The organism is Microbacterium sp. gxy059 (assembly GCF_050958665.1).
Lineage (GTDB): Bacteria > Actinomycetota > Actinomycetes > Actinomycetales > Microbacteriaceae > Microbacterium.
In genome coordinates this window covers 76,779-90,900 of record NZ_JAMXWT010000005.1, presented here as the reverse complement: position 1 = coordinate 90,900, position 14,122 = coordinate 76,779, and the positions used below count along the sequence as shown (strand labels likewise).

Here is a 14,122-nt window from a genome sequence, read left to right as displayed (position 1 = left end):
CGACGAAGCCGCGCCGGAGAGCGCTCGCGACCGCGAAGGCGCCGGGAGGGGGCGAGACGACCTCGACCGCGTCTGCGCGCACGACGACCGTGGCGGCGTCCCCCGGACCCGCGCGGAAGGCGCCGCCGGTCACGGACACCCGGGCCCCGAGATCGATGCCGTCGGGCGCGATGGCCTGCTCGGGCCAGATGACCGCGATCGAGCCGACCCGCTCTCCCTCCCTCGCGTCGGCCGCGAACCGCAGACCCGCGGGTCCCGGCTCCACCTTCGTCGTGATGCGCGCCTCCAGGCCGGACACCCGCCCCTCCCAGGCCTCCGCCGCCTGCTCGCGCGCCCCCTGCGCGAGCGCGACATGGGAGATAGGGATGGCCGCCGCGCTCACCGCGACCACGGCGATCGCGAGCACCTCGGCGCTTCGTGCTCGTGCCCGGCGGAGGGCGAGCGCGGCCAGGCAGAGGATGGCGAGGGCCCAGAGGACGGTCGCGCCCGCGGCGGCCGCCGTCGGGAGAAGGGTCGCCCCGAGGGCCGCGGCCCAGGTCGCCAGCGCGACGGGCGCGAGGCGCAGATCCCGCGGGGCGGGGCCGGCGGCGGCCTCGGCGGTCACGCGGTCGCCTGGTCGCGGAGGCCGTCGAGCACCTTGGGGCCGATCCCTGAGACGGCGAGCAGGTCGTCGACCGACGCGAACGGGCCCTCGGCCTCGCGCCACGCGATGACCCGCTGCGCGAGCGCCGGCCCGATGCCGGGAAGCGTCTCGAGCTGGGAGGCGTCGGCCTGGTTCACGTTCACGAGCCCGCCCGTCTCCCCTCCGGCCTCGGCTCCGCCCGCCGTCTCGACCGTCGCCTGCTCGCCCTCCCGCGGGATGACGATCTGCTCGCCGTCGGCGACGACGCGCGCGAGGTTCACCGCGTCGCGGACCGCTTCGTCGTCGAGCCCGCCGGCGGCGGTGATCGCGTCGACCGCCCGCGAACCGGGATCCAGCACGTAGAGCCCCGGGGCGCGCACCGCTCCGTCGACGTGCACGTAGACCGCGTCGGGGAGCGCGGTCGGGTCGCCGCCGGCGTCGTCGGCCGTCGCGTCCGGCGCGGAGACGTCGACGTCGACCGTCTCGACGGGAGCGCGCGCCCCGCGCCAGATGCCGATCGCCACCGTGATCGCGAGCGCGAGGATGACCAGCACCACCACGGCGCCGACGCCGAGCCGCGTGCGCGGGGAGGCCTGCGCGAAGCCCTCGAGATCCGACATACGGCCCACGCTAGGAGTGCGGCGCGGACGGCGTCGGAATCGGATCGCCGGACCTCAGACGGACGTCGAGGATCCGCGTCTGTGGAGACGGAGTGGCGGCGCGCACGGCCGTTCGCCGGGGGGAGGCGCGCACCAGGGGAGCGGGGTGGGTGCGCCCGGCGCAGGGCCGTTCGCCGGAGGCGGAGCGGCACCGGGGACGCGAGTCTGGCCGAACCCGCGTACGGCCGCTCGCCGGAGGCGGAGCGGCACCGGGGGAGCGGGGTGGGTGCGCCCGGCGCACGGCCGTTCGTCGGAGGCGCCGACTACGCTGGATCGCATGGCAGCTCCGCGTCGATCCCGCTCGTCCGCGTCGAAGGCGACCGCCATCCCCCAGCTGTCCTGGCGCGAGCCGCAGGCGGCCCCGGTCGTCCTCGTCTCCGGCCCCGAGGAGGTCTGCGCCGAGCGCGCGACGGGCGCGCTGCGCGACCAGATGAAGGCCGTCGATCCGTCGCTCGAGATCACCGACCTGCGGGCCGACGACTACGCGGCGGGCAGCCTGCTGGCGGTGACCTCGCCCTCGCTGTTCGGCGAGCCGAGGCTCGTGCGCGTCGGCGGCGTCGAGAAGTGCTCCGACGCGTTCCTGCAGGAGGCGCTCGCCTACGTCGAGGCGCCGCAGGAGGGCGCGACCGTCGTGCTGCGCCACACCGGGTCGAGCGTGCGCGGCAAGAAGCTCCTGGAGGCGATCCGCGCGGGGAAGGGCGGCGGCGTCGAGATCGCGTGCCCCGCCGTCAAGTACGACCGCGACCGGGAGGCGTTCGCGGCGGGCGAGTTCCGCCACGCCGGCCGGCGCATCGCCCCGCGCGCGCTGCAGGCCCTCACCCAGGCGTTCTCCGGCGACCTCGCCGAGCTCGCGGCGGCCTGCCAGCAGCTCCTTCAGGACACCGACGGAGACATCGACGAGAAGGTCGTGAACCGCTACTACGGGGGGCGCGTCGAGACCACGGCGTTCGAGGTGGCCGACACGGCGATCACCGGTCAGTACGGTGCGGCGCTCCTCGCGCTCCGGCAGGCGCTCGACTCCGGAGCGGATCCCGTGCCGCTCGTGGCGGCGTTCGCGATGAAGCTGCGCACGATGGCGCGGGTCGGGGGGCAGCGCGGGCCGAACCGCCAGGTAGCCCAGCAGCTCAAGATGGCCGACTGGCAGGTCGACCGCGCGCGCCGCGATCTGCAGAGCGGGTGGACCGAACGCAGTCTCGGCGTCGCGATCCAGGCCGTGGCGCGCGCCGACGCCGAGGTGAAGGGCGCGTCGCGGGATCCGGTGTTCGCCCTCGAACGCATGGTCACCGTGGTGGCGACGCGGGCGCCCTTCGGCGCCTGATCCGGGCGTCGTCCGTGTGAGGGGCGCGCGTCATCCTCGCGTACGCCCTGTGCGGGAGACGGCGACGATGTGCTCATGTGGGTGGTCGCCCGCGAGACAGTGAGGCGCGTCGAGGACGGTCGTGCATGAGCCGACAGCCGTCACGACCGTCGCTGAGCAGAACGTCCTGCGCGCCCCGGAGTTCGTCGCCGCGCTGAATCGGCCGCGTTCCCGTCGGCACCGTGCATAACGACGCCAGAAATCGGCGTCCGGTCCCGACGCGCCGTGGATCCGCCCACTACGCCGGAGGAATGGCGTCATCGTGCATCGGCGGGCGCGGAAGGCAGGCTCGGCGCACAGGACGTCACGGGAAAGGCGGGCGGTTGCGACGGATGGCGAACCCGCAGCTTCGATCGACCCGCTCTCCTTTCGGCACCGTGCACGACGACGCCAGAAATCGGCATCCGGTCCCGACACGCCGTGGATCCGCCCACTACGCCGGAGGAATGGCGTCGTTATGCATCGGCGGGCGAGGAGGGGCGGCCCGATACCGACAGAACGTGAGATACGGGCCGCGGCCCGGAGACGGCGAGAGGCCCGCCCCGGGAAGGGACGGGCCTCTCGTGCGGTCGGGCTCGGATCAGAGCGACGCGACGCGCTTGGCGAGAGCCGACTTGCGGTTCGCCGCCTGGTTCTTGTGGATCACGCCCTTGCTCACGGCCTTGTCGAGCTTCTTCGAGGCCTTGGCGTAGGCGGCCTCTGCGGCCGACTTGTCGCCGGAGGCGATCGCCTCGCGGGCGCCGCGGACGAGCGTCTTCAGCTCGCTCTTCACGATGCGGTTGCGCTCGCGGGCCTTCTCGTTGGTCTTGTTGCGCTTGATCTGCGACTTGATGTTTGCCACGTCTGGTGAGACTTTCGTTCAGGTGTGCGTCGGATGTTGCCGCGGCGTCAGTAGAGGGGCTGTCGCGCGACGGTGTGCGGGTGTGGGAGCCCGCACGCAAGCCAAGAGCCCATGCTACCAGGTGCGCGGCTCAGATCCCGCGACGCGCGGTCTCGACGGCGAGATCGAGCATGGCGTTCGCGACGCGGGGGCGCATCGCGGTGACGAGGTGCGTCGCGCGGGGCACGATCACGAGCTCCGCCCGCGGAACCAGCCGGGAGAACGTGCGCTCGTTGAGACGCAGCTGATCCCACTCGCCGTTGAAGAACCACACGGCGGCGTGCCGTCGCTGCAGGCGCACGAGCGCGCGGGGCAGATCCAGCTCCTCCAGGCTCGCGAGCGCGTCGTCCTCCGCGGCGAGCGCGTACCCGCCCGCCCCGAAGTCGTACCGGGTCTCGGGCGGCAGCTGCGCCGCGAGGGCGCGATCGATGACCCAGCGGCCGTTCCGGGGGAGCGCCTTCACCCCGCGGAAGATCGTGCGGTAGGCGGCCAGCCCCGCGCCCCGCGGGAAGGCCGTGCAGGAGGCCGCCACGAACGCCGCGACGGGGAGGGGATCGCCCGCGCGCCCCATGCAGGCCGTCGAGAGCAGCCCTCCCAGCGAGTGGCCGCACAGGACGACGGGGCCCCGGGCGGCTGCGGCGACCGTCGCCCGCTCGATCGACGCGAGGGCCTCGTCGAGCGACCACGGCTCGCCCATCCGCGATCCGTGCCCCGGCAGGTCGATGGCCGAGACGGCGACGCCGCGCTCCTGCAGATGCGCGACCTGCGTGCGCCACATCGTCGCGGACGTGCGCACGCCGTGCACGAGCACGACCTGCGGTTCCCTGGCCATGGCCTCAGCCTCGCGAGCCCCGCGGACGCGGCCGCGGGGCCGGCGCACGAAGCGCCGACCCCGCGTGACGGGTCGAAGAGGCGTTACTTCTCCCAGCCGACGTTCTCGACCGGCGAGCGCCCGAAGAGGTCGAGACCGGTGTACTCCTCGGGGGTCATGTTCGCCAGACCGTCCTTGGCGGTCGCGATGAACGGACCGTTGTACATCGGGAAGATGCCCCAGGTCTCCGAGAACACCTCGGCCTCGAGCTCCATCGCGGCCTCGGTCAGCTCGTCGCCGTCCGTGATCGTCTGCAGGTCGGCGATCTTCTCGTCGATCTCCGGCGTGCCGGTGCTCGAGAGGTTCAGGCCGCTGTCCGACGCGTAGAGCTGGTTGAACCACGCCGCGCCGAACGGGTCGGACGACGTGAAGGCCAGCATGAAGATGTCCCAGTTCTTCGTGTTGAAGTCCTCGGAGAACTGCGCGAGCGGACGCACGTCGATCTCCATGTCGACGCCCACGGCCTTCAGCTGCTGCTGGATGACCTTCGTGCGGGCCTCGGTCAGCGGGTCGTCACCGTGGATCGGGAACGTGATGGAGAGCGTCTCGCCGTCCTTCTCGCGGATGCCCTCGTCGTTGAGCTCCCAGCCGGCGCCCTCGAGCAGCTCCGACGCGTTGTCGGGGTTGTACTCGTAGCCGGCGTTCTTCAGCGCGTCGACGTAGCCGTCCTGGAAGGAGAACAGCGTGAAGGATCCGGCGTCCGGCTCCTCGTAGTCCAGGCCGTTCCAGACGACCTCCTTGACCTGCTCGCGGTCGATCGCCTCGAAGATCGCCTGGCGCACGTCGAGGTCAGCGAGCAGCGGGTTCTCCGCATCGAGGATGAGCAGGCCGTTCGCGGTCTGCAGGGCGCGGTAGGTGGTGACGCCCTCCATGTCCTCGACCTGCGCGAGACGGTCGGCGTTGCCGGTCTCGACGTAGTCGACCTCGCCGTTCTTGAACGCGTTCAGCGCCGCGACCGGCTCGAGCTGGCGGAAGGTCACCTTGTCGAGCAGGGGAGCGTCGCCCCACCAGTTCTCGTTCGGGGTGAGGATGACCGTGCCGCCCTTGGTGTCGAACGAGTCGACCTTGTAGGGACCCGCACCCCAGTCGGGGTTCATCTCGTTGAGGTAGGCCTCGTTGAACTTCTCGGGGGTGTCGACATCCGGGTGCAGGATGTTCGAGAAGAGCATCTCGGGGTACGCGAACTCGCCGTCGAAGGTGACGATGACCTCGAAGTCGTCCTCGCCGGCCTCGACCGACGCGACCTGCTCCCAGCCGTCCGTCGCGTTGGGCTGGTAGCCCTCCTCGTTCGAGCGGTTGGCGGTCCAGGCCGCCTGGAACGCGCGGTAGTCGATCGGCGTGCCGTCGTTGAACTTCGCCTCGGGGTTGAGCACGAAGCGCACGACCGAGTTGCCGTCGACGACCTCGTCGTGGTCCCACTCGAGAACGTAGGCCGGGTTCGCGTAGGGCTCGCCCTCCGGCGTCATGAGGATGACCTGCGGGTTGTACCAGTTCCACAGGCGCGCCGAGTAGGCGCTTGCGTCGGTCTGGTGCGCGTTCAGCTGCGCGGGGATCTCCGCGATGGGCAGGACGAGCTCGCCGCCCTCCTGGAGGTTCTCGCGCGGCTGCGGGTTGTTGTCCGCCTCGACGGTCGCCTCGGATCCGATGCCGGGGGCGTCGTCATCGCCGCCGTCGCCGCCGTCGGCGGCGCAGCCGGCGAGGGCCAGGGCCATGACGCCGCCGGTGGCGATCAGTCCGGTGAGCCGGTAGTGCTTTCTCATGGTGTTCCTCTCACGCGTTGCGTGTTTCTCTGGTGGGGACGAGAGACGGAGGGTCGGGCTGGGTCAGCCCTCCTCCACCTCGAAGGTAGCGCGAAGCTCGTCGGTGAGCAGGATTCGCTCCCGGGCGCGCTCCACCGCCGGGTCGGGGATCGGGATGGCCGACAGAAGCGCCCGCGTGTACGGGTGCTGGGGGTCGTCGAACACCTCGTCGACATCACCGTGCTCGACGAAGGCGCCGCGGTACATGACCGCGACCCGGTCGGCGATGTGCCGCACGACCGAGAGGTCGTGCGAGACGAACAGGTACGACAGGCCGAGCTTGGCCTTCAGCTCGTCGAGCAGGTTGAGCACGCCCGCCTGGATCGACACGTCGAGCGCCGAGACCGGCTCGTCGAGCACGACGATCTTCGGGTTCGTGGCGAGGGCGCGGGCGATACTGATGCGCTGCCGCTGGCCGCCCGAGAACGCGCCGGGGAACCGGTCGCTGTGCGCGGGGTCGAGGCCGACGAGATCCATGAGCTCGTCGACGCGCAGCTCGCGCTCGTTCTTGGGCGTGCCGATCGCGCCGAGCGGCTCGGCGATGATGTCGGCGACCGTCATGCGGGGATCGAGCGCCCCCATCGGATCCTGGAACACGAGCTGGATGTCGCGGCGGAGCGCCCGCTCGGCGCGCAGCCCCTTCACCTCCGCGACGCTCGTGCCCATGATGCGGATGTCGCCGTCCTCCTGCTGCGCCAGATCCATGATCTGAAGCAGGGTCGTCGACTTGCCGGATCCGGACTCGCCGACGATCGCCATCGTCTCGCCCGCGCGCACGTCGAACGACACGTTCTTGACGGCGTGCACCTCGCCGACCTTGCGCTTGAGCAGGGCGCCCTTCAGGAGGGGGAACGTCTTGTTCATGTTCCGCACCTCGAGCGTGATCTCGCGCTCCTCGCGGGGCACGCGGGTCAGGTCGCTCTCGGGGAGCTCCGGCACGGGGAAGACGGGGGACCCGTCGATGAGGCCGTCCGAGATCTCGTCGGCGCGGATGCAGGCGGCGCGGTGCTCGCTCTCGCCCGTGGCGTGGGTGACGGGACGGAGGGCGGGCTCGCCCGTGCGGCACGCCTCGATCGCGATCGGGCACCGGTCGGCGAAGGGGCACGCGTCTGGCAGGTCGATGAGCATCGGCGGGTTGCCCTTGACGGGGACGAGCGGCGTCTTCTCCCGCTTGTCGAGGCGGGGGATCGCGCCGAGCAGGCCGATGGAGTAGGGCATGCGCGTGTCGTGGAACACGTCGTCGACCGGCGCCTGCTCGACGGGCTTGCCCGCGTACATGACGAGCACGTCGTCGGCGGTCGCCGCGACCACGCCCATGTCGTGCGTGATCATGATGACGGCCGCGCCGGTCTCCGACTGCGCCGTGTCGAGCACGTCGAGGATCTGCGCCTGGATGGTCACGTCGAGGGCCGTCGTGGGCTCGTCGGCGATGATGAGCTTCGGGTCGTTCGCCATCGCGATCGCGATGACGACGCGTTGGCGCATCCCGCCGGAGAACTCGTGCGGGAAGGACTTCACGCGCTTGTCGGGCTCCGGGATCCCGACGAGGCGCAGCAGTTCGACCGCGCGGTCGAGCGCCTTGCTCTTCGACAGGCGCGGGTTGTGCACCGTGAGCGCCTCGATCAGCTGGTCGCCGACGGTGTACACCGGGGTCAGCGAGGTGAGCGGATCCTGGAAGATCATCGACATGCCGTTGCCGCGCACGAGCGACATCTGCTTGTCGCTGCGGCCGAGCAGCTCCTGCCCGTCGAACACGATCGATCCGGAGACCTTGGCCTTCTCGTCGAGCAGGCCCATGATGGCGAGCGACGTGACCGACTTGCCCGACCCGGACTCGCCGACGATGCCGAGCGTGCGGCCGGGGTGCAGGTCGAACGAGACGCCGCGCACGGCGTCGACGCGGCCGGCTTCCGAGGGGAAGCTGACCTGCAGGTCGCGGACAGAGAGGATCGGGTCGGTCATGCGCGGCCTCCCGCAGCAGAGGTGGGATCGAGGGCGTCGCGGAGGCCGTCGGCGACGAGCGCCATCGACACCGTGAGCAGCGTGAGCACGATCGCGGGGAACAGGAAGATCCACGGCGTGCTGGAGATCGTCGCCGATCCCGCGCCGATGAGGGATCCGAGCGAGACGTCGGGCAGCTTCACGCCGAAGCCGATGAACGACAGGCCGGTCTCGGTGTTCACGGCGCTCACGATGCCCAGGGTGAAGTTGATGACGAGCAGCGAGCCGATGTTCGGCAGCATGTGCCGCACGACGTTCGTGAAGCCGCGCACGCCCATGTAGCGGGCGGCCGTCACGTACTCCCGTTCGCGGATCGACAGCGACAGCGTCCAGATGACGCGGGCGGGGAAGAACCATGTCGCGACGATCATGACGATCGAGATGACGCGCCAGTCGCCGCCGGAGTCGTTCGAGAGGATCGCGAGGAGGAGGAACGTCGGCACCACCATGAAGAAGTGGATGAGGCCGAGCATGATGCGCTCGAAGCTTCCGCCGAAGTAGGCGGCCGTCGTGCCGATGATGGCCGAGAGGGCGGTCACGCCGACCGAGACGGACACGGCGATCATGAGCGAGCGCTGCAGGCCGACGACGACCATGGCGAACACGTCGTTGCCGGATCCGGTCGTGCCGAACCAGTGCTCGGCCGACGGCCCCTTGTTGAGGGCGAGGAAGTCGAGGTCGGTGTGCGTGTGCGGCGAGATCAGTGGGCCGACGATCGCGAACAGCACGATGAGGATGAAGATCACCGCGCCGCCGACGGCGGGCTTGTTGCGCATGTATCGGCGCGTGTAGAGGGCCGCCTTCGAGAGGCGCTTGCGCGGCTGGGCCGGCGTGGGCGGCTCCTCGGGAAGGGGGGAGGAGGTCTGGACCGGGTTCATGGTCATGGTCAGCTCACCCGCACTCTCGGGTCGAGGACGACGACGGCGGCATCGGAGAGCACCGCTCCGATCGCCGTCAGCACGGCGGTGAACGCGGCGGTGGCCACGACGCCGTGGATGTCGTTGTTGTTGATGGTCTGGATGAAGTACTGGCCCATGCCGTTCCAGCCGAAGATCGACTCCGTGAGGATCGCGCCGGTGAAGATGCCCGGGATGGAGAAGGCCACCTGGGTCGCGACGGGGATGAGCGAGGGGCGCAGCGCGTGCTTGCGCACCGCCTGGGCCTTGGTGAGGCCCTTCGCGCGCGCCGTCCGCACGAAGTCGGCGTTGATGTTGTCGAGCAGCAGCGAGCGCTGCAGGAAGTGGTAGTTCGAGTACTGCACGAACACGAGCGCGATCGTCGGCAGCAGCAGATGCTGGAGCACGTCGATGAGCACGGGGAAGAAGCCCGTGACGCCAGGGGATCCGGATCCGGTGACGAAGAACAGCCGCTGGCCGACCGCCTGGTTGATGGAGATCGCGATGAGGACGATGCCGAGGGCCGCGACCGGCAGGGGGATGTTCATCGTGATGATCGACGTGGCCTGGCCGATGCGGTCGGCGAGCTTGTACTGCCGGGAGGCCGTCCACACGCCGATCGCGACGCCGAGGATCGTCGCGATGATGGTGGCGCCGAGCACGAGCTCCGCGCTGACCCACATGCGGTAGGCGACCTGGTCGTTCACGGAGTCGTTGACGGGGCTGACGCCCCAGTCCCAGCGGAGGATGATGCCGCTGAACCAGTTCCACCACCGCTCGACGAGGGGCATCGACGCGCTGAGGTTGCGCGGCTCGAGCAGCTGGTCGATCTCCTCCGCGCTGAGCGGAGGGCGGCGGCCCACGTAGTTGTTCCGCGGATCGAGGTATCCCCAGGCGAGGAAGTACGTGATGTTGGTCGCGGCCACGATCATGAGCAACCAGCCGCCGGCGCGGCGGAGCAGATATCTAATCAATGTCGCGGGTTCCTTCTCATCGTGCGAGAGCGCCACCGCGATGGCGTCGTTGCTCGCGGTCGAACGACGACTCTACCCCCGGCGCGGCGGTGATGACCGTGTGAGCCTATACATGTCGGAAAGCGTTACCAAGCCGTACCCGCCGGAGCGAACCGCATCGTGGCGGTGTCGGCGACTGAGCAACGTGGTGATCGGATCCGGAAAACGACAGATGTCGCCGTGAAACCGCGTCTCCGCGACACGGTTCCGCAACTTCCGGCGGTTCCGCCTAGACTCGTACGGATATGTCCCCCCGTGCCTCCACTCCGCTCGCGCCCGCCGACACGCCGCCCGCGCGCATCCGCAACTTCTGCATCATCGCCCACATCGACCACGGCAAGTCGACGCTGGCCGATCGCATGCTGCAGCTCACCGGCGTCGTCTCCGACCGGGAGATGCGCGCGCAGTACCTCGACCGCATGGACATCGAGCGCGAGCGCGGCATCACGGTGAAGAGCCAGGCCGTGCGGATCCCCTGGGAGGTCGAGGGCGCGCCATACGCGCTCAACATGATCGACACGCCGGGGCACGTCGACTTCAGCTACGAGGTCTCGCGATCGCTCGCGGCGTGCGAGGGCGCGCTGCTGCTCGTCGACGCCGCGCAGGGGATCGAGGCGCAGACCCTCGCGAACCTCTATCTCGCGCTCGAGAACGACCTCACGATCATCCCGGTGCTCAACAAGATCGACCTCCCCGCGGCGGATCCGGATCGCTTCGCGAAGGAGCTCGCGGACCTCATCGGCGGATCGCCCGACGACGTCCTGCGCGTCTCGGGGAAGACGGGGCAGGGCGTCGAGGAGCTGCTCGACCGCCTCGTGCGGGACATCCCCGCGCCGGTCGGCGACCCCGACGCCGAGGCCAGGGCGATGATCTTCGACTCGGTCTACGACGCCTATCGCGGCGTCGTCACCTACGTGCGCATGATCGACGGATCCCTGCAGCCGCGCCAGCGCGTGCAGATGATGTCGACGAAGGCCACGCACGAGCTGCTCGAGATCGGCGTGTCGAGCCCCGAGCCGGCGCCGTCCGCCGGGCTGGGCGTCGGCGAGGTCGGCTACCTCATCACGGGCGTGAAGGACGTGCGCCAGTCGAAGGTCGGCGACACGGTCACCGACGCGCGGAAGCCCGCGCCCGAGCCCCTGCCGGGGTACGTCGACCCGAAGCCGATGGTCTTCTCGGGGCTCTACCCGATCGACGCCAGCGACTACCCCGTGCTGCGCGAGGCGCTCGACAAGCTCAAGCTGTCGGACGCGGCCCTCGCCTACGAGCCCGAGACCTCCGTCGCGCTGGGCTTCGGGTTCCGCTGCGGCTTCCTCGGCCTCCTCCACCTCGAGATCATCACCGAGCGCCTGAGCCGCGAGTTCGATCTCGACCTCATCACGACGGCGCCGAGCGTGATCTACACGGTGCGGTCGGAGACCGGCGAGGAGATCGTCGTCACGAACCCCAGCGAGTACCCCGAGGGGAAGATCGCCTCCGTGTCCGAGCCCATCGTGACGGCCTCGGTGCTCACGCCCAAGGATTACGTGGGCGCCGTCATGGAGCTCTGCCAGGGGCGGCGCGGCACGCTGCTCGGCATGGACTACCTCTCGGAGGAGCGCGTCGAGCTGAAGTACACGATGCCGCTCGGCGAGATCGTGTTCGACTTCTTCGACCAGCTCAAGAGCCGCACGCAGGGCTACGCGAGCCTCGACTACGAGCCCGCGGGCGAGCAGGAGGCCGACCTCGTCAAGGTCGACATCCTGCTGCAGGGCGACCGGGTCGACGCCTTCAGCGCGATCGTGCACCGCGACAAGGCCTACTCCTACGGCACGATGATGGCCGAGCGGCTGCGCAAGCTCATCCCGCGTCAGCAGTTCGAGGTGCCGATCCAGGCGGCCATCGGCGCGCGCGTCATCGCCCGAGAGACCATCCGCGCGATCCGCAAGGACGTGCTCGCCAAGTGCTACGGCGGCGACATCAGCCGCAAGCGCAAGCTGCTCGAGAAGCAGAAGGAGGGCAAGAAGCGCATGAAGATGGTCGGTCGCGTCGAGGTTCCCCAGAACGCGTTCATCGCGGCGCTCTCCGGCGACGTCGAGTCCTCCGGCAAGAAGTGATCCTCGGGAGGCGAGGCTAGGGTGGAGCACATGCGCAGGGCGACCTTCCGCGACCAGACCGTCGACTACGCGGCGGTCGGCGCCTCCCAGGCGGCCGACCTGCTGCAGTTCCCGCCGGAGAAGAGCATCCCCGCCGTCGACGCGTGGCGGATCGGCAGCGGCGAGGAGCGCTTCCGGAAGGCCGCCGAGGATCTGCTCGCGTGGCGGGTCCTCACGGGCGCGGGGCTCGAGCTGAGCGACGTGCGCCCTCCCGTCGGCCCGCAGTACACGGGCGTCAGCTTCGACTCCGACGGCACCCCGATCGCCCCGTCGAGCACGGACGGCGATCAGCGGTTCACCGAGGACGGGGTGCCGTATGTCAGCGCGGGCGCGACCGCCCACCTGCGCTCCCGCGAGCGCGGCAAGCGCACCGACGGCGACTTCCGCGTGATCTTCGTCACCGAGGAGCCGCGCCGCGTGGCGTTCGCGCTCGGCACGGTCGACGCGACGAGCGTCAGCGGCGAGGTCTCGCTGTCGGTCGAGTGGCGCGACGACGACGAGGTCTGGTTCGAGGTGCGCGCGTTCGATCGTCCGGTCGGCACGCTGCACCGGATGTTCCGCGGGCTCGTGAAGCGGCGGCGCCGTGCGCTCAACGCCGCGTACCTGCGCGCCGTCTCCCCGCTGTTCGCCTGATGGCGGGAGCTCTCCCGCTCGGCGACCCCGCGCCGTCCGACGGCCGCCTGCCCGGCGGGATCCGTCCGTCGGCCGACGCCGACTTCGGCGTCTATCTGCACGTGCCGTTCTGCCGGGTGCGCTGCGGCTACTGCGACTTCAACACGTACACGGCCCCCGAGCTGCGGGGCGCGAGGCAGGACCAGTACGCCGACACGCTCCTGCAGGAGATCGCCCTCGCCCGCGACGTGCTCGCCGAGGCCGGTCCGCTGCGCCCGGCGCGCACGGTGTTCTTCGGGGGAGGCACGCCGACGCTGCTGCCCGCGGGAGACCTCGCGCGCATGCTCGACGGCGTGCGCGACGCGTTCGGGATCGCGGACGACGCCGAGGTGACTGTCGAGGCCAACCCGGACACGGTGACCGACGCGGTCGTCGGCGAGCTCGCCCGGGCCGGCGTGACGCGCCTGTCGATCGGGATGCAGTCGGCCGTGCCGCACGTGCTCGCCGCGCTCGACCGCACGCACGCGCCCGAGAACGTCGGGCAGGCCGTCCAGGCGGCGAGGAGCGCGGGGCTCGACGTGAGCGTCGACCTCATCTACGGGGCGCCGGGGGAGGGGCTGGCCGACTGGCGCGCGTCGCTCGAGACGGCGATCGGATACGAGCCCGATCACATCTCCGCCTACGCGCTCATCATCGAGGAGGGCACGAAGCTCGCGCGGCAGATCCACCGGGGCGAGGTGCCCGCCCCCGACGACGACCTCCAGGCCGAGATGTACGAGCTCGCGGACGGTCTGCTCGGGGAGGCCGGCTTCGGGTGGTACGAGGTGTCGAACTGGTCGCGCGGCGTCGAGCACCGCTCCCGCCACAACCTGTCGTACTGGCGGGGCGCCGACTGGTGGGGGTTCGGGCCCGGCGCGCACAGCCACGTCGCGGGGCTGCGCTGGTGGAACGTCAAGCACCCGGCGACGTACGCGCAGCGCCTGGCGCTCGGCGAGTCCCCTGCCGCGGGACGGGAGACGCCGGACGACGCGCAGCGCCTCCTCGAGCGGGTGCTGCTCGAGACGCGGATCCGCGAGGGGATGCCGGTCGACGCGCTCCCGTCGCGGGAGGCCCGTCGCGCCGTCGCGGGGCTCGTCGCCGACGGGCTCGTCGAGGGGCCGGACGCCGTGCGGGGCCGCATCGTGCTGACGCTGCGCGGCCGTCTCCTCGCCGACGCGGTCGTGCGCGCCCTGACGGACTGAGCGGGTCGCTCCCAGCGCCCGCGCCGGGACAGTCGA

The 14,122-nt window shown here is 70.8% G+C and carries 11 protein-coding genes; 4 read left to right on the top strand and 7 right to left on the bottom strand.

Going from position 1 to position 14,122, the window contains the following annotated elements:
* Positions 1 to 600 precede the first annotated feature (600 nt).
* Complete coding sequence (locus tag NHL53_RS04975; RefSeq protein WP_433775732.1) at positions 601 to 1,242, bottom strand: helix-hairpin-helix domain-containing protein; 642 nt, start codon at positions 1,240 to 1,242, stop codon at positions 601 to 603.
* A 316-nt stretch (positions 1,243 to 1,558) separates the two neighbouring features.
* Here NHL53_RS04975 and holA point away from each other — a divergent pair, with 316 nt between their 5' ends.
* Positions 1,559 to 2,599 carry a DNA polymerase III subunit delta gene (holA, locus tag NHL53_RS04970; protein ID WP_433775731.1) on the top strand — a complete coding sequence of 347 codons (1,041 nt, stop codon included), beginning with the start codon at positions 1,559 to 1,561 and terminating at the stop codon, positions 2,597 to 2,599.
* A 619-nt stretch (positions 2,600 to 3,218) separates the two neighbouring features.
* Here holA and rpsT read toward each other — a convergent pair.
* The 6 genes from rpsT to NHL53_RS04940 all read right to left on the bottom strand — a co-directional run bounded on the left by rpsT (position 3,219) and on the right by NHL53_RS04940 (position 10,095).
* A complete protein-coding gene (gene rpsT / locus NHL53_RS04965) occupies positions 3,219 to 3,479 on the bottom strand; it encodes a 30S ribosomal protein S20 (RefSeq protein WP_433775729.1) in 261 nt (86 codons plus the stop codon).
* Positions 3,480 to 3,609: 130 nt separating this feature from the next.
* A complete protein-coding gene (locus tag NHL53_RS04960) occupies positions 3,610 to 4,350 on the bottom strand; it encodes an alpha/beta hydrolase (RefSeq protein WP_433775728.1) in 741 nt (246 codons plus the stop codon).
* Positions 4,351 to 4,433: 83 nt separating this feature from the next.
* Positions 4,434 to 6,149 (bottom strand): ABC transporter family substrate-binding protein, encoded by a 1,716-nt coding sequence (locus tag NHL53_RS04955; protein ID WP_433775727.1) that lies wholly within the window; start codon positions 6,147 to 6,149, stop codon positions 4,434 to 4,436.
* Between the two features lie 63 nt (positions 6,150 to 6,212).
* On the bottom strand, positions 6,213 to 8,150 hold the full coding sequence (locus NHL53_RS04950) for an ABC transporter ATP-binding protein (RefSeq protein WP_433775726.1): 1,938 nt from the start codon (positions 8,148 to 8,150) through the stop codon (positions 6,213 to 6,215).
* On the bottom strand, positions 8,147 to 9,073 hold the full coding sequence (locus NHL53_RS04945) for an ABC transporter permease (protein ID WP_433775725.1): 927 nt from the start codon (positions 9,071 to 9,073) through the stop codon (positions 8,147 to 8,149). Before NHL53_RS04945 ends, NHL53_RS04950 begins: the two co-directional genes overlap by 4 nt.
* A 2-nt stretch (positions 9,074 to 9,075) precedes the next feature.
* The gene (locus NHL53_RS04940; RefSeq protein WP_433775724.1) at positions 9,076 to 10,095 is read right to left on the bottom strand and encodes an ABC transporter permease; all 1,020 of its coding nucleotides are present in this window, start codon (positions 10,093 to 10,095) and stop codon (positions 9,076 to 9,078) included.
* A 248-nt stretch (positions 10,096 to 10,343) separates the two neighbouring features.
* On the opposite strand from NHL53_RS04940, the gene lepA reads away from it, so the two are divergent.
* The 3 genes from lepA to hemW are packed head-to-tail and all read left to right on the top strand — an operon-like array spanning position 10,344 to position 14,086.
* Positions 10,344 to 12,194, top strand: a complete 1,851-nt coding sequence (gene lepA, locus NHL53_RS04935; protein WP_433775723.1) for a translation elongation factor 4 — start codon at positions 10,344 to 10,346, stop codon at positions 12,192 to 12,194.
* Positions 12,195 to 12,224: 30 nt separating this feature from the next.
* The gene (locus tag NHL53_RS04930; RefSeq protein WP_433775722.1) at positions 12,225 to 12,866 is read left to right on the top strand and encodes a DUF1990 family protein; all 642 of its coding nucleotides are present in this window, start codon (positions 12,225 to 12,227) and stop codon (positions 12,864 to 12,866) included.
* Positions 12,866 to 14,086: a radical SAM family heme chaperone HemW gene (gene hemW / locus NHL53_RS04925; protein ID WP_433775721.1), complete on the top strand. Its 1,221-nt coding sequence runs from the start codon at positions 12,866 to 12,868 to the stop codon at positions 14,084 to 14,086. The genes NHL53_RS04930 and hemW overlap by 1 nt, the downstream gene beginning before the upstream one ends.
* The last annotated feature ends 36 nt before the right edge of the window (positions 14,087 to 14,122 follow it).